This is a genomic window from Flavobacterium beibuense, from assembly GCF_004151245.1.
GTDB classification, from domain to species: Bacteria; Bacteroidota; Bacteroidia; order Flavobacteriales; family Flavobacteriaceae; genus Flavobacterium; species Flavobacterium beibuense_A.
This window is the reverse complement of the sequence record NZ_JUIW01000004.1, coordinates 64,530-83,762: the sequence shown is the minus strand read 5'-3', so window position 1 is coordinate 83,762 and position 19,233 is coordinate 64,530. Positions and strand designations below refer to the sequence as shown.

Sequence of the window (19,233 nt, the reverse complement as noted above, 5' to 3'; positions counted from 1 at the left end):
ATGGATTTAAGAAGTGTTTATATAAGCCATACTAACTGTGTCACTCCGTTAGGATTTGATGTGGAAAGTAATGTGCATGCCCTTGAAAAAGGCATGTCGGGTATAAGCAGGCAGGATAATCCGGCATTAATGGATGCGCCTTTTTACTCGGGAGCTATTGACGATGAAAAACTCAATGCTGCCTTTGTTGCAATAAGCAATGGAAACAGTTATACACGACTTGAGAAAATGATGCTGCTGGCATTGTATCCTGTTGTGCAAAAAGCGGGAATAGAGCTTACTGATAAAACAGCATTTATATTATCTACCACAAAGGGTAATATAACTGCGTTACAACATAATGAAGCTGTTCCTGAAGAAGCATATCTTCAGGGATTGGCACAAAACATATCCGGGTTCTTTGGTTTTACTTCGCAGCCTATAGTGGTGTCAAATGCCTGTGTGTCGGGCATACTGGCAGTATCTGTAGCAAAGAGGATGATTCAGACAGGAGTTTACGACCATACTTTTATAGTAAGTGGTGATGAGGTTTCAAAATTTGTGCTTGCCGGTTTCAATTCTTTCCAGGCAATGAGCGATGAGCCCTGCAGGCCCTATTCGGCGAACCGAAAAGGCGTTACTCTTGGCGAGGCCGCTGCCGCTGCATTGGTAACTGTAGACAGTAATGATGCTAGCGCAAAGATTACAGGAGACGGATCAATAAACGATGCCAACCATATATCGGGCCCTTCAAGAACAGGCGAAGGATTGGTAAGAAGTATAGAGAGTGCATTAAAGGAAGCAAAGGTATCGGCAGATGCTATACAATATATATCGGCACACGGTACGGCGACCCCCTTTAATGATGAGATGGAAGCAATAGCCTTTAACAGGACAGGACTTAACGAGGTTCCTGTAAACAGTTTTAAAGGTTATTATGGGCATACCCTTGGTGCATCGGGGCTTTTAGAAACGGTAATGGGATTAGAAACTATGAAGCATAACAGGGTTTATACCTCATTAGGGTACGATGAACCGGGTGTTTCACAGCCTATAAATGTAATACGTGAAAATAAAGATACACAGGTAGATTATTTCCTTAAAACGGCTTCCGGGTTTGGGGGCTGTAATACGGCTGTTGTATTCCAAAAAATAAAGAATGACAGGTAAGCAGTATATATCGGGTTATTGCAGTATTGAAAACAATACGGTAAAGCTGAACGGACAGGAGATTTTTAATGTCCCTGATGCTGCTTTTGCAGAATTTGCCAAACAGTTATACAGGGATATGGAGACCGATTATCCTAAGTTTTTTAAGATGGATAATTTGAGCAAGCTGTCTTTTCTTGCAGCAGAATTACTGCTTAAGGATGGAGATAATGAAAATACGGCACTCTTGTTTGCCAATGCTTCATCCAGCCTTGATACTGATGTGAAGTTTAACGATTCCATCAGTGATAAGGATAATTATTTCCCAAGTCCGGCGGTATTTGTATATACTCTGCCTAATATCTGTCTGGGAGAGATTAGCATAAAGCACAAGTTATACACGGAAAATAGTTTCTTTATATTTGACACTTTCAATCCGGAATTTTTTGCTAATTATGCAGCAGTATTGTTAAATACTGATAAAGCTGCAAAAGTATTATGTGGCTGGGTTGAATTTTTAAACGACGAATACAGGGCGTTTGTGTATCTGGTTTCCGTAAACGGAACTATTGAGCATACGCCGCAAAACATACAAACACTATATTTAAGTTAAACATGGAAGCATTAAAACAGGAACTGAAAGAGAAAATTATTACCATTTTAAATCTTGAGGATATACAGCCTGCAGATATTAACGATAATGATGCACTTTTTGGTGACGGATTAGGTCTTGACTCTATTGATGCATTAGAGCTTATCGTAATGTTAGATAAGGATTATGGTATTAAGCTTTCTGATCCTAAAGAGGGAAGGGCTATATTTCAGTCTATTGAGACTATGGCTGCATACATTACAGAAAACCGCACGAAGTAATTATGAGTGGTAGAGTTGCCATAACGGGTATGGGTATTATTTCTTCAATAGGAACTTCTGTTGAAGAGAGCTTTAATGCGCTTATACATAACAAACCGGGCATAACTGCCATAGAAAACATACAAACCATTCATGCAAATGCCATTAAGGTTGGTGAAATTAAAAAGACCAATACTGAGATGGAGCAGGAACTGGGACTGGATGCGGATAATAACTACTCCCGTACTGCAATGCTTGGTGTTTTGGCAGCAAAACAGGCTGTTCAAAATGCAGGTATAAACAATATTAACGAGTACAATACGGGTATTATCTCTGCAACAAGTGTAGGCGGAATGGATATGACCGAAAAGTTCTTCTACGATTATTTTGATAAGGAAGAAAGCAGGAAGTATATCGATTCTCATGATGCGGGCGACTCAACCCATAAAATAGCCGAACAGTTGGGTCTTAAAGGCATGGTTACTACCATAAGTACAGCATGCTCTTCGGCAGCAAATGCCATTATGCTTGGCGCCAGGCTTATTAAGGCCGGAAAGCTGGACAGGGTTATTGTAGGTGGTACTGATGCACTTTCAAAATTTACCATAAACGGTTTTAAGACCCTTATGATATTATCGGATACCTATAATACTCCTTTTGATAATAACAGGAAAGGACTTAACCTTGGAGAGGCTGCTGCTTTTCTGGTTTTAGAATCGGATGAGGTAGTGAAAAAACAAAACAAGAAAGTGCTTGCCTACCTTTCGGGTTATGGTAATGCCAATGATGCTTATCATCAAACGGCTTCTTCAGAAAACGGTGAAGGTGCTTACCTTGCAATGGAAAAGGCATTCAAAGTATCGGGACTTAAACCACAGGATATAGATTATATAAATGCCCATGGTACGGCAACACCTAATAATGACCTTTCGGAAGGAAGGGCGCTTATAAGGACTTTTGGTACAAATGTACCTCACTTTAGCTCAACCAAACCTTTTACAGGGCATACGCTGGCAGCTGCAGCTGCAATTGAAGCAGTATTCAGCGTACTTGCATTACAGCATAATAAGGTGTTTCCTAACCTTAACTATAAAACCAAAATGGAAGAGTTTGACCTTGTTCCGCAAACGGTTTTAATGGAAAAAGAAATCAATCATGTATTGTCAAACTCTTTTGGGTTTGGCGGTAACTGTTCAACCCTTTTGTTCTCAAAAAGCTAATGAAAAAGTGTTATATAAACGGTGTTGGTTGTGTTTCTGCACAAAAGACTTTTGGAGAAGGCTTTCTTGATGAGGTTATTGTTAATAAAGACAATAACGTTCTTGAGATAAGTCAGCCTGATTATAAAGAATTTATTGCTCCTGCTGCCGGAAGAAGAATGGCTAAGGGAGTTAAGAACGGAATAGTGGCATCGGCAATGGCTTTAAAAGAAGCCGGTTTAGACCAACCTGATGCTATTATTACCGGTACGGGTATGGGCTGTGTTGTGGATTCTGAGAAATTCCTTAAAGCCATACTGGACAACAATGAGGAGTTCCTTACGCCAACTTCCTTTATACAGTCTACCCATAATACGGTGGGAGGGCAAATTGCTCTTGGCCTGCAGTGTAAGGCTTACAATTTTACCTATGTTAATGGGGCAGTGTCGTTTGAGTCGGCCCTGATTGATGCACAGCTTCAAATTGACGAGGGTGAGGCCAATGCAGTGCTTACAGGTGGTGTGGAAGAGGCAGGAGAGGCGACAATGCATTTTCTGGAGATTAAAGGGAATATAAAAAGCAAAGGGCAAACTGATTATGATGTACTGACTTCTACTTCAAAAGGATCGGTATTTTCAGAAGGTGCCGTGTTTTTTGTGCTTTCAGGAGACAAACAGCAAACTACCTATGCCGAACTAAAGGATGTGGCAATTTATAACGTTCTTGATAAAGATGAGGTGGAAGGTAAACTGAAAGATTTCCTTAAACACAACAATCTCGACATAAGCGATATTGATGCTGTAGTATTGGGTTATAACGGCGATGTGGATTTTGACGGTTACTATAACGAACTGGCAAAAAATACATTAAGTAATATCCCCCAATTGTATTACAAACATTTAAGCGGGGAGTTTAATACTGCTTCTGCATTTGGGTTATGGCTTGCTTCTCAGGTTGTAAAAAAACAATATATTCCATCTGCAGTGCTTATTAATTCTATCGAGAAGAAGGAATATAAAAATATAGTGCTGTACAACCAGTATAAGGGTAAAGACCATAGTTTTACATTAGTATCAAAATGCTGAGCCATAAAGTAAATACTGCTTTTTTTTTATTAGTAATACTACTGTTAATTGTCCTGTCCTTTTTTGTTGCTATAGCCTGGTGGATGTTTCTTATACCAGTCTTGCTTTGGGTTATAATAACAGGAGTAGGCTCTGCCTTTATATTTACTGATTATCACATTAAGGCTTATTGTAAAAATAGAGATGTAAAGGAGAAAAAAATAGCCATTACTTTTGATGACGGTCCAACGCCCGAAACACCTAAAGTACTTAATCTTTTAAAAAAGCATAATGCTAAGGCTACGTTTTTTTGTATCGGCTCGCAAATAGAAAAATATCCAGATATTTTTAAAGCAATATTGGAAGATGGCCACACAGTTGGTAACCATACATACAGTCATTCGCCAAAAATGGGATTTTTCCCCGCTCAAAAAGTTAAGGAAGAACTTGAGGTTACTAACAGCCTCATTGAAAAATATTCAGGAAAAAAAGCTCTTTTTTTCAGGCCGCCGTTTGGGGTGACCAATCCTAATATTGCCAAGGCTGTAAAAGCAACTGGTCACTATGTAATAGGCTGGAATATACGCTCTCTTGACACGATAATTAAGAGTGAAAATCGTTTGCTGAACCGTGTTAAAAACAGGCTTGCGCCGGGCAGTATAATACTGCTGCACGACACATCTCAAAAAACCGTAAATGTTTTGGAACAATTATTGGTACTTTTGGAGCAAAACAAATATGAAGCCATTACGGTAAACCAATTGCTAAATATTCCTGCTTATGAAGAATAGTATTATCTGTATGTTTTTTTTGCTTACTGTATTTACCATAAATGCACAGGAGCAAAAAATGACTGCTGCCGAGATTACGGCCTTTAAAAACGGGGTAATAAATGTGTCTAAAAACACAAAGACCCTTACTGCCGATTTTACTCAGTTTAAACATATGGATTTCCTGTCTAACGATATTGAAACGTCCGGAAAAATGAACTTTAAGTTTCCGGATATGCTGTTATGGCAATACACCAAACCTTACAGTTACAGTGTAGCGTTTAAAAAGAACAAAGTATCGGTTAACGATGCCGGGAAAAAGAGCGAGATGGATTTGAGCAGCAGTAAAATGTTTGCCAAACTTAACGGTCTTATTGTGGGTACCGTAAACGGTAATATGTTTGATGAAAATGAGTTTGCCATCAGTTATTTTAAAACGGCAGAATACAATATCAGCAAGCTTGTTCCTAAAGATGCTACACTAAAAAAGTACATAAAGCAGGTTGAGCTTTATTTTGATAAAAAGGGGAGTATGGTGTCTCAGGTTAAAATGATAGAGCCATCGGGAGATTATACTACAATTGTATTTAAAAATAAAGTTGCCAATGCGTCAATTCCGGATTCAGTATTTTCTAATTAGTTTCCTGGCCATTGTTTTACTGCCTTCGTGTGCGGTTAAGACAGTAAGTGGTTTTAAGGAAATTAAAAAAGAAGGGGTGTATGAGGTTTCATACTTTTCAGACAAGGCAACAGACTATGTCTATAAAGCCCATATATCCATATACGGAAAAGATTTTGGAGGCATTTTTATAGCTAAGAAGATTAACGATTCCATTTACCGTACCGCTTTTACTACTGAGTTTGGTAATAAACTTTTTGACTTTGAAATTTCAGACAATAGTTTTAAGGTAAATTATATACTGGAGGAAATGGACAAAAAAATTATTGTAAATACCCTTAAGCGTGATTTTATGTTGCTGCTAAAGCAGGAGCATTCTTACGATAACAAGTATGAGAGTTCCGGTTTTGAAGTTTATAAATCGGAAGATAACAAAAGATATAATTATCTATTTTTGGATGCCGAAAGTAACAGGCTTGTAAAACTGGTTAATGCCACAAAAGGGAAAGAAAAGATAGAAATAATCTATGTGCCCGAAAGTAGTATTTTAGCCCGGAATATAGTAATAGACCATAAGAATATTAAATTAAAGATAGAATTAAACTTTATCCAATAAAACCAATCAATTATGAAAAAGAAATTACTATTTGCATTTTTTATGCTGGGCCTTTTTGCGGCATCTGCCCAGGTAACATTTAAGCCTGGATTTAGGGCGGGAGCTAATTTTTCCAGGCTTACCAATACAGATCTTGATACAAAAACCGATTTTTATGTAGGTGCTATAGGTGCGCTTAAACTTACCAGATTTTATACCCTGCAGCCTGAAATAGGTTATTCACGCCAGGGAGCTAAAGGTGATTTGTACTTTTACGATTCATATTATGGAGAAAGCTACACAGAGAATGTAGATATAAAACTGGAGTATGTAACATTAACCCTTATAAACAAGTTTACGTTTAATGATGCTATTAACTTTCAGGTAGGGCCAACATTTGATATAGGCACAAATGTGGATAACAGATATCAAAATGATGTAGATCTTGGCATTACTGCGGGTATTGGCTATACACTTCCCTTTGGTCTAAGTATAGAGGGACGTGTTAAGAAAGGTATTGCTGATGTACTCGACACCTATTATTATAGTGATGGTTCAAATTATTATTATGAAGATCACTCTAATACAAACCTTGTGTTTCAGGTAGGTATTTCTTACACTTTTGATGTAAAAGGAGCAAGTAATTAGGCACACTTATGAAAAAAGTATTTGTATTGATGCTGTTGTGTTTGTTCACATCAGTATTAAGTGCTCAGATTAGTGCTAAGCCCGGACTTAGGGTAGGAGCGAACTTTTCTAATTTTTCCCATACGGATTTTGATTACAGGACCGATTTTTATGTGGGCGGATTTGTAGCTTTGCAGCTTACTGATTTTTATGCCATACAACCCGAGATAAATTATTCAAGGCAGGGTGCTGTTGCCGATTTAAGGTATTATGATAACGGTACAATTACCAGTTTTGAGAAGGATATAGAAATAGAATATCTTTCAATGATATTTATTAATCGTTTCAGTTTTTATAATGTAAATATGCACATGGGCCCTACGTTTGACATAGAGTTAAACAGTAGTTTACCTACCAATATTGATTTTGATATGGGTGTTACCATGGGTATAGGATATACACTTCCTATGGGGCTTACCATTGAAGCCAGATGGAAACGCGGTTTGTTTGATGTGCTGGAAACGGATGATTATAACGGTACCATTAACTCTATAGGGGATAATAATGCCAACAATGTTTTTCAGTTGGGACTGGCTTATAGCTTTAAGGCTAAAGGAACTTCGAAATAATTTTTTAATATATATATGATTACCAGATTTTTTGCTAAGAGAGTATTAGCGTTTTTATTTTTTTCGTTCATTGTTTTACAGGTAAATGCACAAATTACAGTTAAACCGGGAGTTAGGGGAGGTGTAAACTTTAGTTTATTAACTGCTGATGTCTTTGATATTAAACATGATGTTTATTTTGGAGGACTCGCAGAAATTAAGTTGGCTAAATTTTATGCACTACAGCCCGAAATTAATTATTCGAGGCAGGGAGCAACAGCTACTTTTATGTATGATGCCGGATTTGGCAGGTATGGGGAGTATGATAAGGATTATTCTTTGCAGTACCTTAATATCAACCTGATTAATAAGTTTTATGTTTTCCATGGACTGCATGCAATAGTAGGGCCATCAATGGATTTTAAGCTTTCCGATAATATGGATTACGATTTTGGGGAAAAGGTAAGAAACTATGATATAGGCCTTAATTTAGGAATAGGTTATACTTTCCCTATCGGACTTACAATTGAAAGCCGTTTTAAATTTGGATTCCTAGATGTTTTTGGACATGATGATCCTGATTATTACGACAATTATTATAATAACAGTTATTTTGACGGGCCTGTAGTAAATGGAGTTTTCCAAACAGGCGTTACCTATACTTTTGATACAAAAAGGAAATAATTAATTTTTTAAAACAACCACACCATGAAAAATACAATTGCATTTTTATTTTTGGCATTACTGGGTTATGGGGCTCAGGCACAAGTTAAGATAGAACCAGGCGTAAGAGCCGGTTTAAATCTTGCTACTTTTACAGACAGTAATATGGATACTAAAGCCGATTTTTATGTAGGAGGCTTATTAGGTATTAAGTTGGCCAGTTTTTATACATTACAGCCTGAGATAACTTATTCCAGGCAGGGAGCAAAAGCTAATTATCTTATTGGCTATCCCAATGTTGAACCTGCTCCGGCAACTGGAGAACAGGATCTTTCTGTAAGTTACCTGTCTTTTGCGGTAATGAATAAGTTTAGAATTGTAGAGGGTTTTCATGGTATAGTGGGGCCGTCAATAGACTTTAGGTTAAGCGATAACTTTGATAGTTATATTTACAACGATGACCTGATGGATTTTGATTTTGCGCTTAACGGAGGGCTTGGTTATACCCTGCCTATAGGATTAACATTTGAAGCGCGTTACAAGCTTGGACTTGTAGATATTTTTGGTGATATTTATCACGATGATTATTATTATGAGGATGACAATTTTGACCTTGTGTTAAACAGTGTTATCCAACTGGGTGTTACTTATACGTTTAAATAAGATATATGTTGCTTAAAGATTTTTACCAGGTAAGGTCGTTTGAAAAAACGGAGGGTCAAAACTATGTGGCCCACATTGTTATTAACAAAAATCATGATGTTTTTAAAGGACATTTCCCGGGCAATCCGGTTACTCCCGGAGTTTGCATGATGCAAATTATCAAGGAGCTTACCCAACAGGCCATAAATGCACCAATAACAATGAAAAGTGCCTCAAACATTAAGTTTATGGCACTTATTAACCCCGAGGTAAATTCTGAGCTAAAACTTGAACTTGAAATAACCGAGGCAGAAGATGCCTCGGTTAAAGTAAAGAACACCACTTATTTTGACGATACAACCGCGTTAAAATTAAGTTGTATTTACAGTAAAAATTAGGATTATAAACTGGTTTTTTCCAATTTTAAGATGAACTGAAATCATAGTATTTATGAAATTACTGGCTTTTTTTCTTTCCTTTTTTTTGCTGGCAACGCAGGATCTTTCTTCCATAAGGCAAAATTATATTAGTGCTGCAACCTCTGAACAGGAGGCTGAGGAACTATATAAATCACTTGAGGATATAAACGATACAGGAGATAATACAATGGTTGGTTATAAGGCTGCTTCGCTAACCTTAAAGGCTAAGTACGAAAAGGGACTTTTGAATAAAAAGAGTTTGTTTACCCAAGGAGCTAAATTGCTTGAAGCCGTTATAAAAAGGGATGCCGATAATTATGAGGTAAGGCTTCTTCGTATGAGCATACAGGAAAATGCACCTAAAATTACCGGCTACAATAAGGATATTGAAGAGGATAAAAAGTTTTTAATTAAATACTACGATAGTCAAAAGCAGGACCTTAAGGAGTTTACTAAAGGTTTTGTGACAAGATCGGCTCTTTTTACAAAAGAAGAAAAGGCTGCTTTTTAATGATAGTGTTTTCTGTGTCTGTACAGGAAACTTCTTTTTTGTTTGAGAAAGTTAAAAAAAGTATCTTTGCTCACATTAAAAAATGGCGACTTTGTAATGCACACATTTTCAAAACATTATAACGAAATAGCTGCTGTAAATTATTGCGTTATTATACCTACATACAACAACAGTAAGACCTTAAAAAGGGTTATTGATGGTGTGCTGCAATATACAAACAATCTAATTGTTGTTAACGATGGTTCTACAGATTCTACAGTTGCCATTTTAGGAGAATATTCAGGACTTAACTGTATTCATCTCCCTAAAAATAAAGGTAAAGGTAATGCCCTGGCTATTGGTTTTGCCGCTGCAAAACAGGCAGGTTATGATTATGCCGTTACTATAGATTCAGACGGACAGCACTTTCCTGATGATATACCTGTGTTTTTATCGGAGCTTGAAAAGAACGGAGATGCATTGCTTATCGGTAGCCGTAATATGGCTCAGGAAGGAGTACCTAAAAAGAGTAGTTTTGGGAATAAATTCTCTAATTTCTGGTTTTGGTTTGAAACCGGAAAAAAACTTGAAGATACCCAATCGGGTTACAGGCTGTATCCTTTACATAAAATACCTTCAAAGTATTATACCAGCAAATTTGAGTTTGAAATAGAAATTATAGTACGCACTTCATGGAAAGGTGTACCCGTAAAGAACGTACCCGTAAAAGTGCTTTATGATATGAGCGAAAGGGTATCACACTTTCGTCCGTTTAAAGACTTTACCAGAATCAGTATACTCAACACGGTATTGGTTGTCATAAGTCTTTTGTACATTAAACCCAGGGATTTTTTCATGAGCTTTAAAAAAAAAGGGCTTAAGAAATTCTTTCTTGAAAATGTATTGGAAAGCAACGACAGCAATACTAAAAAAGCCTTATCTATAGCTTTGGGAGTATTTATAGGTATTGCACCGCTATGGGGCTTTCAAACGGTGCTTGTACTTTTTCTTGCCTATGTGCTAAGGCTTAACAAACTTATAGCTTTTGCATTTTCCAATGTCAGTATTCCGCCTTTTATACCTTTAATAATTTATTTATCATTGCAGATGGGGGCACTGGCCCTTGGAGGTCCGGTTAGCGATTATACCGATCTTAGCCTGGAAAATATTCAAAACAGCATGACGCAATATCTTGTGGGAAGTATTTTGTTAGCCGCAATTGCATCATGCCTGTTTGGCCTGGCGGGTTATTTTATCCTTTTGTCAATAGGCAGAAATAAAATACATAAGAATGCATAAGTTTTTTACCTCCATACACTTTTTTGTAAATCGTAATAAGTTTTTGGCTATTGGTATAGCCCTGGCATTTTTAGCGGTATTTGGGTATTTTGCCTCAAAGATTAAGTTTGAGGAAGATATTACCCGTCTTATCCCTAAAAGCGAACGTACCGACGAAACTACAAAAGTGCTGAGCCAGCTTAATTTTACCGATAAGATTACGGTTATCATTAATGCAAAAGAGGGAGTTACCCCGCAACAGCTTACAGAGGTTGCAAATGTGTTTTTAGATAGTCTTAAAAGTTGTAATAAGTATATTAAGGCCGTACAGGGCAAGGTGGATGATGAGAACATACAGGAAGCATTTGATTTTGTACATTCTAACCTTCCGCTGTTTCTCGATGATAAGGATTATAAACGAATAGAACAAAAACTAAAGGCGGATAGTATAGCCGCTACTGTTTCAGCTAATTACAGGTCAATCATATCACCATCGGGTCTGGTTACAAAAGATTTCATCCTTCAGGATCCTTTCGGGATGTCCTTTATAGGACTTGAAAAATTAAAACAGCTGGGACTTGATGACGAGTTTCAGCTTGTAGACGGTTATGTAATTACCAAAGACAGTCAAAAGCTATTGCTGTTTATAAGCCCTGAGCTACCAGGTAACGAAACAGAAAAGAATACCGCTTTTGTAGATAAGCTGGATGCTATTAAAGCATCGCTTAATACCACTTTTGAGAAAACGGCAACAATAGAATATTTTGGCGCTACCAATATTGCGGTGGCCAATGCCAAACAGATAAAGAGTGATATAAGAACCACAACATTTATTGCGATATCGCTGCTTATGCTGTTACTTATGGTATATTACAGGCGTTTCCTTATTCCGTTTATTATTTTGGTTCCTACTATTTTCGGGGTAGTATTTGCAGTAGCCCTGCTTTACTTCCTTAGAGGGACCATTTCTGCCATTTCTTTAAGTATAGGTGCTATCCTGCTTGGGGTAACTATAGATTATGCCCTGCATATATTAACACACCACAGGCATAACAGTGATATAAACGGACTGTATAAGGATATAACCAAACCGCTTATAATGAGTAGTACCACTACGGCGGTGGCATTTATGTGCCTGCTTTTTGTAAACTCAGGGGCTTTGCAGGATCTGGGTATTTTTGCAGCGGTAAGTGTAGTGGTAACGTCATTTTTCTCATTACTTATAATTCCGCATCTTTATAAACCTAAACAGGGTAAAAATATAGAGCACAATACATTGCTGGATAAACTGGCAGGCTTTTCATTTGATAATAATAAACTGCTTATAGGAATAAGTGTTGTTGTTATAATAGCGAGCCTGTTTACCTTTAATAGAGTTACTTATGATGGTGATTTATCACAGTTAAACTATGTGCCTGCCGAAATACAACAGGCAGAGAAGCACCTTGAAAGTGCAACAAACCTTACGTCAAAATCTTTGTATGTAGCCGTTTATGGTAATTCTCCCGAAGAACTGCTGCAAAACAACAATGTTCTTTACAACAGGCTGTTGGCTGATAAAAACAACAATAATCTTTTAAGCTACAGTTCGGTTGGCGGAGTGGTGCTTTCGGAAAAGGAGCAAAAAGAAAAGATTGCAAAATGGAATGCTTTCTGGACACCGCAACGCAGGCAGTTTGTAGAGGCGGGATTAATTGACGAAGGGTCAAAACTGGGTTTTAAACCCAATGCTTACGATAAGTTTTACAGCCTATTAAATAGCGATTTCAAAACTGTAAGCCTGCAGGAATACCTTGATGTAAAGACACTATACCTTAACGAGTTTATAGCCGAAAAGAACGGGTTCTATACACTTTTTAATGTGGTTAAGGTGGCAGATGAGCAAAGGGACGCGGTTGTAAAAGAACTTTCTAAAATGCCTAAGGTTGTAATTATTGACAGGCAACAAATGAATGAAACCTTTTTAGGAGGGTTAAAAGACGATTTTAATTCGCTTATCAACTATTCCTTTATAGCAATATTGATCATATTGTTTATGTTCTTCAGGAGGATAGAGCTGGTACTTATAAGCAGTATACCTATAGCCGTTACGGGTATCGTTACGGCAGGTATAATGGGTATGTTTGATATTAAGTTCAATATATTCAGTACCATAGTATGTACACTTGTTTTTGGGCATGGAGTGGATTTCAGTATTTTCATGACCAGTGCCCTGCAAAAGGAGTACAGTACCGGAAAGAATGAAATGGCAACCTATAGGGCATCTATACTATTGGCGGCATTAACTACGGTTTTGGGTATAGGTGCATTGATATTTGCTTCACATCCTGCCTTAAAATCTATTTCGTCAGTTTCCCTTATCGGGGTTTTTGCGGCGCTTATCATTACATTTATATTCTATCCTATAATATTCAGGTTCTTCCTTACTCACAGGGTAAACAAAGGAAAAGCACCTTTAGGTTTAAGAAGGACCCTGCATTCTGTAGCATCATTTATTTATTACGGACTTGGAGGTTTCCTTCTGTCGCTGTTCAGCCTTATTTTTGTTAATGTGCTGCCCGCAAGAAAAGCATGGAAAATGAGGGCATTTAGGTACCTGATGTCTAAATTCATGAAATCGGTACTGTATACAAATCCGTTTACAAAGAAAACCGTACTTAACCCGCATAATGAGACTTTTGATAAGCCTGCGGTTATAATTGCAAACCATACGTCTTTCCTTGATATACTTGCTGTAGGTATGCTTAGCCCAAAACTTATTTATCTGGTGAGTGACTGGGTATATAACTCCCCTGTTTTTGGTATTGGTGTTAAGTTAGCAGGATTCTATCCCGTTTCACAAGGGCTTGAAGGCGGAGTAGAGCACCTTCGCAAAAAAGTGGAAGAAGGCTATTCATTGGTAGTATTCCCGGAAGGTACCCGATCGAAAGATAATCATATACAGCGTTTTCATAAAGGAGCATTTTATCTTGCCGAAGAGTTTGGGCTGGATATAGTACCTATATTAATACATGGTAATTCTGAAGTATTGCCTAAAGGAGATTTTATTATCAATAACGGTAGTATTACCCTTAAAATACTTGAAAGAATAAAGGCTGACGATACAATATTTGGATCAAATTATACTGAGCGTACCAAGAAAATAGGGACATATTATAAAGAACAGTTTGCACAAATGCGAACGGAAATTGAAGAGCCTTATTATTTTAAAGATAAGTTGATGCAAAGCTTTGCCTATAAGGAGTTTGATATTGTAAAAGCAGTTAAGCAACATTTTAATGAAGTAGCCGGTACATATCATATTATAAACCCTTTTATTGGAACGAAAAGTACTGTGTTGCATTTAGCCAATGATTTTGGTGAAACCAGTGTGCTTTTGGCCCTACAGCAACCACAAAGAAAAATATATAGTTTTATAGCTGATGAGGAAAAAAGGGAGGTTGCTAAAACAAACTATATCAATAAAATAAGAAGTATTAAATATTTAGAGTCGTTAGAAGAGGCAAAAAATATAAATTATACTGTTATATTGGTTGATGCTAATGCAGATAATGTTCCCGTTGCTTTATTTGAAAAAGCAGAATATATAATTTTGACAGTAATACAGACAGATGTAAGTTATAATGGTTTTGAGACAATGGCAGAGGGCGAAGATTTTATAATTTTAAGGAGGATATAAGCAGGTGAAAAAAAAATATGATGTTGTAATTATAGGCAGCGGACTGGGAGGTTTGGTATCTTCCATTATTTTAGCCAAAGAAGGCTATAGTGTTTGTGTGCTTGAAAAGAACAACCAGTTTGGAGGTAATCTGCAAACATTTGTACGCGATAAAACTATTTTTGACACGGGTATCCATTATATAGGAGGGCTTGATAAAGGGCAAAACCTATATAACTATTTTAAGTACATAGGTATAATAGATGACCTTAAACTTAAAAAAATGGATGAGGATGCCTATGATATTATATCTTTTGATGATGATGAGCAGGAGTATCCGCATGCACAGGGATATGATAATTTTGTAAAGCAGTTGGTAAAGTTTTTCCCTGAGGAAGAGGAAAACCTTAAGGCTTACTGTAATAAGCTTGTTGAAACCTGCGATTCTTTTCCGCTATACAATCTGCAAAACAGACAGGAAGGTTATGATAGCGCTATACTTTCTGAAAACGCAAAACAATATATTGATGAACTAACCCAAAATGAAAAGCTTAGGGCTGTACTGGCAGGGTCTAACTTTTTATATGCGGGAATAGAAGATAAGTCACCGTTTTATGTACATGCACTTTCTGTAAACTCATACATGCAAAGTTCGTGGCGTTGTGTAAACGGAGGGAGCCAAATTACAAAGCAGCTTATTAAGCAACTTAAGAAATACGGTGGCGAAACCTATAAATACAAAGAGGTTATAGGATTTGGTTTTGAGGGGGACGAATTGGTTTCCGCTAAGATAAAGACCGGAGAAGAGGTTTTTGGAGATATATTTATCTCTAATATAGAGCTTAAAACGACTCTTAAGATGATAGGGGAAGACAGGTTTAGGAAATCGTATTACAGCAGGATTCAAAACCTTGAAAATGTAGGTTCGGCATTTAGTTTGTATATTGTATTTAAGCCGGAAACGTTTAAATACATGAACCATAACTACTATCATTTTAAGGATAGTAAAAGGGTTTGGAAAACAATGGAATGTACTGAGGAGTCGTGGCCGGAAGGTTATATGGCCTCCATGAATGTTTCCGGAAAGCAGGGTGAATGGGCAGATAGCATGACGCTTATAACCTTTATGGATTTTAATGAGGTAAAGCAATGGGAGCACACCCACAATACCACTGCAGAAGAGTTTGACAGGGGAGAAGCCTATAAAGAGTTTAAGGAAAGAAAAACAGAACAGTTTTTAAAGGAAGTGGAGAAGAAATTCCCGGGAATAAGAGATTGTATAAAATCTGTACATACCTCTACCCCGCTTTCTTATCGTGACTATATCGGAGGTCAAAATGGGAATCTGTACGGTTATGTAAAGGATTCCAATAATCCTATGAAGACTTTTATCTCAGCCAAAACAAAGCTTAAGAATTTATACCTTACAGGACAGAGTATTAATATGCATGGGGTATTGGGTGTAACTATTGGTGCTGTAGTAACCTGTTCAGAAATATTAGGCAAAGAGTATTTGGTTAATAAAATAAACAACGAACTTAATTTATAATACATGAGGAACGTTTTATATATATTGTTGTTATCACTTGCAGCTTTGCAAATGACTTCCTGCGGCACATATAATTCGGTTCATCAAATACCTGAAACGGAAATCTACGACAATACCGTTCCACAGGTTATAAAATATAACGATAGCTTATTTACCTGTGGCAATAATTTTCTTTTAAAGAACGAACAGGGGCTTTGGGAAATGTACGTGGAAGGTGATGCCCTGCAAAGGGGACTGATAAGCGGAGCTTTATCTCATGATTTGATACTGTATCAGGAAGATGTGTTTATGGGCAGGATCAAAGAAATTATCCCTTCAAAGTTTAAGCAGTCTATACTTAGGCAATTTTTAAAATGGTATAACCGCAAGCTTTACCTTCACGTTCCTAATGAATATCAAACGGAGATATACGGAGTATCGCGATATGCATCGGAGGAATATGATTATGTGGCTCCTCCTTACTTAAGAAGCCTGTACCTGCATGCGGCACACGATATAGGGCATGCCTTAAATGACCTTTCCATGGTAGGATGTACTTCTTTTGCTGCGTGGGACGATAAAACTTCAGACGGCTCTTTGCTAATAGCAAGAAACCTTGATTTTTATGCGGGAGACGATTTTGCCAAAAATAAGATAGTATCTTTTGTAAAACCTAATAAAGGATACCCTTTTATGTCGGTTACCTGGGGAGGAATGATTGGGGTATTGTCCGGGATGAATACAAAAGGGCTTACCGTTACTATAAATTCAGGTAAGTCGGATATTCCTTTTATGGCAAAAACACCTATATCTTTATTGGCAAGGGAGATATTACAATATTCACAAAACATAGAGGAAGCTGTCGCTATAGCGAAGAACAGGGAGGTTTTTGTTTCGGAAACCATTATGGTGGGCAGTGCACACGATCATAAAGCTGTACTTATAGAGGTGTCGCCTTTAAAGTTTGGTGTTTATGAGGTAGAGAACACATCAGAGCTTATTTGTTCCAATCATTTTCAGAGTGATACCTATAAGGATGATGATAATAACAATTACACCATAAAAAACAGTCATTCGCAGTATCGATACGACAGGATAAAAGAACTGTTGGATGATACAGATAAAGTAACTCCGGTAAAAGCGGCTGCCATTATGCGTAACCGCGAAGGGCTTAACGACCTGATGCTGGGTTACGGTAATGAAAAAGCGATTAACCAACTATTGGCACACCATTCGGTAGTATTCAAGCCTGAGCAAAGGTTGGCTTGGGTATCATCCGGGCCATATCAGCTGGGTGCATATGTGGCCTACGACCTTGATGAGATTTTTGGTAAGGAACATTTAGACCGTCAAACGTCTATGGGGATAGATTCACTTCTAATTCCTAAAGATGATTTTGTTAATAGTACTGCCTATAAAAATTATGAGAAATTCAGGGTAAATGACAGGGTGATAGAAAAGGCTATAAAAACAGAAGGAGAACTGTCTCCGGATTTTATCAGAACATATCAGCAGGAAAATCCGGATTACTGGGGAGTGTATTATAAAGTAGGTTTGTATTATTACAACAAAGGCTACTTTGCAGCAGCCCGTGCAGAATTTGAAAAGGCACTTACAAAGGAAATTACCACACTGCCTGAGAAAATACAGATTGAAAAATACATTGAAAAACTAAACAGGAGACTAAAGTAATATGGATATCCCTTCTATAGAAAAGGCATCGTTGCCGGAGATAAAAGCGCATCAGGAAGAGAAGCTGCGTGAAGCACTACGCTATGCCGCAGATAATTCTCCTTTCTACAAAAGGCTTTTTGAAAAAGAAGGAATAGACATTACAACCATAAACACACTTGAAGACCTGCAACAGCTGCCCTTAACTACAAAAGAGCAATTGCAGGAATACAATGATGATTTTTTATGTGTGCCAAAATCACATATAATCGACTATACTACGACTTCAGGAACATCGGGTAAACCAGTAACTTTCGGGCTTACTGATAAAGATCTGGACAGGCTTGCCTATAACGAAGCTATATCTTTTATCTGTTCGGGAATTAAGGAAGGCGATGTTGTACAGCTTATGACGACCATTGACAGGCGTTTTATGGCGGGACTTGCCTATTTTTTAGGACTTAGAAAAATAAAGGCAGGTGTTATACGTGTTGGTGCAGGAGTACCTGAACTACAATGGGATTCCATTTTAAAATATAAGCCTACATACCTCATAACCGTACCGTCTTTTTTACTGAAACTTATTGAGTATGCCGAAATGCATGACATAGATTATAATGCAAGTGGTATTAAAGGGGCAATATGTATAGGGGAGCCTTTGCGTGATCAGGATTTTTCCATGAATACGCTTTCCAAAAAGATTACCGATAAGTGGAACATCAAATTGTTCTCTACCTATGCTTCTACCGAAATGAGTACTGCCTTTGCAGAATGTGAGTTTTCATGCGGAGGCCACCATCATCCTGAACTGATTATTGCAGAGGTGTTGGATGAGAATGACAATCCCGTAACAGAAGGAGGGAGCGGGGAATTAACGGTAACCACACTTGGTATTGAGGGTATGCCTCTTATACGCTTTAAAACAGGTGACATTGTACAACTGCACCACGAACCTTGTGAGTGTGGAAGAAACACGCTTAGGGTAGGGCCGGTAATAGGAAGGAAACAGCAAATGATAAAATATAAGGGGACAACCTTATATCCGCCGGCCATGATTGATTTGCTGCGGTCTTTTACCCAGATAGAAAATCATATTATAGAAATTTCCACTAACGACCTCGGTACCGATGAAATTGTTATTAAGGCAGTAGCCGATAGCCCTTCGGAAGAGTTACTGGTTCAAATAAAAGACCATTTTAGGGCTAAGCTAAGGGTTACACCTAAAATTGTTTTTATTACCGCAGAAGAGCTTAATAAGGTTATGTTTAACCCTATGAGCAGAAAACCTGTAAATTTTATAGACAAGAGAGCTAATTAGGTTTAGATTTTCTTTATTACAGTAAATAAAAAAGCCGTACAATTTGTACGGCTTTTTAACTACTAACTAAAAACTAATCTATTTTACTCATTATGGAGGAGTAA

At 37.5% G+C, this 19,233-nt stretch carries 19 protein-coding genes; all 19 read left to right on the top strand.

All coding sequences use genetic code 11. The features are described from left to right. Positions 1-1,149, top strand: coding sequence for a beta-ketoacyl-[acyl-carrier-protein] synthase family protein (locus NU09_RS06230; protein WP_129750414.1), 1,149 nt, complete (start codon positions 1-3; stop codon positions 1,147-1,149). Continuing rightward, positions 1,139-1,741, top strand: a complete 603-nt coding sequence (locus NU09_RS06225) for a 3-oxoacyl-ACP synthase (protein WP_129750413.1) — start codon at positions 1,139-1,141, stop codon at positions 1,739-1,741. Before NU09_RS06230 ends, NU09_RS06225 begins: the two co-directional genes overlap by 11 nt. Positions 1,742-1,743: 2 nt before the next feature. Next, on the top strand, positions 1,744-2,001 hold the full coding sequence (locus NU09_RS06220) for a phosphopantetheine-binding protein (RefSeq protein WP_129750412.1): 258 nt from the start codon (positions 1,744-1,746) through the stop codon (positions 1,999-2,001). A gap of 2 nt (positions 2,002-2,003) precedes the next feature. Beyond that, on the top strand, positions 2,004-3,200 hold the full coding sequence (locus tag NU09_RS06215) for a beta-ketoacyl-[acyl-carrier-protein] synthase family protein (protein WP_129750411.1): 1,197 nt from the start codon (positions 2,004-2,006) through the stop codon (positions 3,198-3,200). Continuing rightward, positions 3,200-4,264 (top strand): beta-ketoacyl synthase N-terminal-like domain-containing protein, encoded by a 1,065-nt coding sequence (locus tag NU09_RS06210; RefSeq protein ID WP_129750410.1) that lies wholly within the window; start codon positions 3,200-3,202, stop codon positions 4,262-4,264. The genes NU09_RS06215 and NU09_RS06210 overlap by 1 nt, the downstream gene beginning before the upstream one ends. Next, positions 4,258-5,034 carry a polysaccharide deacetylase family protein gene (locus NU09_RS06205; protein WP_129750409.1) on the top strand — a complete coding sequence of 259 codons (777 nt, stop codon included), beginning with the start codon at positions 4,258-4,260 and terminating at the stop codon, positions 5,032-5,034. Before NU09_RS06210 ends, NU09_RS06205 begins: the two co-directional genes overlap by 7 nt. After that, on the top strand, positions 5,024-5,653 hold the full coding sequence (locus tag NU09_RS06200; protein WP_242501836.1) for an outer membrane lipoprotein carrier protein LolA: 630 nt from the start codon (positions 5,024-5,026) through the stop codon (positions 5,651-5,653). Before NU09_RS06205 ends, NU09_RS06200 begins: the two co-directional genes overlap by 11 nt. Then, complete coding sequence (locus NU09_RS06195) at positions 5,619-6,248, top strand: hypothetical protein (RefSeq protein WP_129750408.1); 630 nt, start codon at positions 5,619-5,621, stop codon at positions 6,246-6,248. Before NU09_RS06200 ends, NU09_RS06195 begins: the two co-directional genes overlap by 35 nt. Positions 6,249-6,260: 12 nt before the next feature. Next, on the top strand, positions 6,261-6,875 hold the full coding sequence (locus tag NU09_RS06190; protein ID WP_129750407.1) for an outer membrane beta-barrel protein: 615 nt from the start codon (positions 6,261-6,263) through the stop codon (positions 6,873-6,875). Positions 6,876-6,883: 8 nt separating this feature from the next. Beyond that, positions 6,884-7,483 carry an outer membrane beta-barrel protein gene (locus NU09_RS06185; protein ID WP_129750406.1) on the top strand — a complete coding sequence of 200 codons (600 nt, stop codon included), beginning with the start codon at positions 6,884-6,886 and terminating at the stop codon, positions 7,481-7,483. Between the two features lie 15 nt (positions 7,484-7,498). Beyond that, complete coding sequence (locus tag NU09_RS06180; protein WP_129750405.1) at positions 7,499-8,146, top strand: outer membrane beta-barrel protein; 648 nt, start codon at positions 7,499-7,501, stop codon at positions 8,144-8,146. A 24-nt stretch (positions 8,147-8,170) separates the two neighbouring features. Beyond that, entirely contained in the window at positions 8,171-8,788 is a 618-nt protein-coding gene (locus NU09_RS06175; protein ID WP_129750404.1) for a porin family protein, read from the top strand. A gap of 5 nt (positions 8,789-8,793) precedes the next feature. Beyond that, entirely contained in the window at positions 8,794-9,165 is a 372-nt protein-coding gene (locus NU09_RS06170) for a 3-hydroxyacyl-ACP dehydratase (protein ID WP_129750403.1), read from the top strand. A gap of 52 nt (positions 9,166-9,217) precedes the next feature. Then, positions 9,218-9,697, top strand: a complete 480-nt coding sequence (locus NU09_RS06165) for a hypothetical protein (RefSeq protein ID WP_129750402.1) — start codon at positions 9,218-9,220, stop codon at positions 9,695-9,697. A 96-nt stretch (positions 9,698-9,793) separates the two neighbouring features. Continuing rightward, entirely contained in the window at positions 9,794-10,975 is a 1,182-nt protein-coding gene (locus NU09_RS06160) for a DUF2062 domain-containing protein (protein WP_129750644.1), read from the top strand. Continuing rightward, positions 10,968-14,633: an MMPL family transporter gene (locus tag NU09_RS06155; RefSeq protein ID WP_129750401.1), complete on the top strand. Its 3,666-nt coding sequence runs from the start codon at positions 10,968-10,970 to the stop codon at positions 14,631-14,633. The genes NU09_RS06160 and NU09_RS06155 overlap by 8 nt, the downstream gene beginning before the upstream one ends. Positions 14,634-14,637: 4 nt before the next feature. Further along, the gene (locus NU09_RS06150; protein ID WP_129750400.1) at positions 14,638-16,161 is read left to right on the top strand and encodes a phytoene desaturase family protein; all 1,524 of its coding nucleotides are present in this window, start codon (positions 14,638-14,640) and stop codon (positions 16,159-16,161) included. 3 nt (positions 16,162-16,164) lie between these two features. Next, positions 16,165-17,832 carry a C45 family autoproteolytic acyltransferase/hydolase gene (locus NU09_RS06145; RefSeq protein ID WP_129750399.1) on the top strand — a complete coding sequence of 556 codons (1,668 nt, stop codon included), beginning with the start codon at positions 16,165-16,167 and terminating at the stop codon, positions 17,830-17,832. 1 nt (position 17,833) lies between these two features. After that, positions 17,834-19,129: a phenylacetate--CoA ligase family protein gene (locus tag NU09_RS06140; protein WP_129750398.1), complete on the top strand. Its 1,296-nt coding sequence runs from the start codon at positions 17,834-17,836 to the stop codon at positions 19,127-19,129. Positions 19,130-19,233 lie beyond the last annotated feature (104 nt).

Excerpts from the sequence above, each read along its gene's own strand:
- NU09_RS06230 (WP_129750414.1), top strand. The coding sequence starts at position 1 with ATGGATTTAAGAAGTGTTTATATAAGCCATACTAACTGTGTCACTCCG.
- NU09_RS06225 (WP_129750413.1), top strand. The coding sequence starts at position 1,139 with ATGACAGGTAAGCAGTATATATCGGGTTATTGCAGTATTGAAAACAAT.
- NU09_RS06220 (WP_129750412.1), top strand. The coding sequence starts at position 1,744 with ATGGAAGCATTAAAACAGGAACTGAAAGAGAAAATTATTACCATTTTA.
- NU09_RS06215 (WP_129750411.1), top strand. The coding sequence starts at position 2,004 with ATGAGTGGTAGAGTTGCCATAACGGGTATGGGTATTATTTCTTCAATA.
- NU09_RS06210 (WP_129750410.1), top strand. The coding sequence starts at position 3,200 with ATGAAAAAGTGTTATATAAACGGTGTTGGTTGTGTTTCTGCACAAAAG.
- NU09_RS06205 (WP_129750409.1), top strand. The coding sequence starts at position 4,258 with ATGCTGAGCCATAAAGTAAATACTGCTTTTTTTTTATTAGTAATACTA.
- NU09_RS06200 (WP_242501836.1), top strand. The coding sequence starts at position 5,024 with ATGAAGAATAGTATTATCTGTATGTTTTTTTTGCTTACTGTATTTACC.
- NU09_RS06195 (WP_129750408.1), top strand. The coding sequence starts at position 5,619 with ATGCGTCAATTCCGGATTCAGTATTTTCTAATTAGTTTCCTGGCCATT.
- NU09_RS06190 (WP_129750407.1), top strand. The coding sequence starts at position 6,261 with ATGAAAAAGAAATTACTATTTGCATTTTTTATGCTGGGCCTTTTTGCG.
- NU09_RS06185 (WP_129750406.1), top strand. The coding sequence starts at position 6,884 with ATGAAAAAAGTATTTGTATTGATGCTGTTGTGTTTGTTCACATCAGTA.
- NU09_RS06180 (WP_129750405.1), top strand. The coding sequence starts at position 7,499 with ATGATTACCAGATTTTTTGCTAAGAGAGTATTAGCGTTTTTATTTTTT.
- NU09_RS06175 (WP_129750404.1), top strand. The coding sequence starts at position 8,171 with ATGAAAAATACAATTGCATTTTTATTTTTGGCATTACTGGGTTATGGG.
- NU09_RS06170 (WP_129750403.1), top strand. The coding sequence starts at position 8,794 with ATGTTGCTTAAAGATTTTTACCAGGTAAGGTCGTTTGAAAAAACGGAG.
- NU09_RS06165 (WP_129750402.1), top strand. The coding sequence starts at position 9,218 with ATGAAATTACTGGCTTTTTTTCTTTCCTTTTTTTTGCTGGCAACGCAG.
- NU09_RS06160 (WP_129750644.1), top strand. The coding sequence starts at position 9,794 with ATGCACACATTTTCAAAACATTATAACGAAATAGCTGCTGTAAATTAT.
- NU09_RS06155 (WP_129750401.1), top strand. The coding sequence starts at position 10,968 with ATGCATAAGTTTTTTACCTCCATACACTTTTTTGTAAATCGTAATAAG.
- NU09_RS06145 (WP_129750399.1), top strand. The coding sequence starts at position 16,165 with ATGAGGAACGTTTTATATATATTGTTGTTATCACTTGCAGCTTTGCAA.
- NU09_RS06140 (WP_129750398.1), top strand. The coding sequence starts at position 17,834 with ATGGATATCCCTTCTATAGAAAAGGCATCGTTGCCGGAGATAAAAGCG.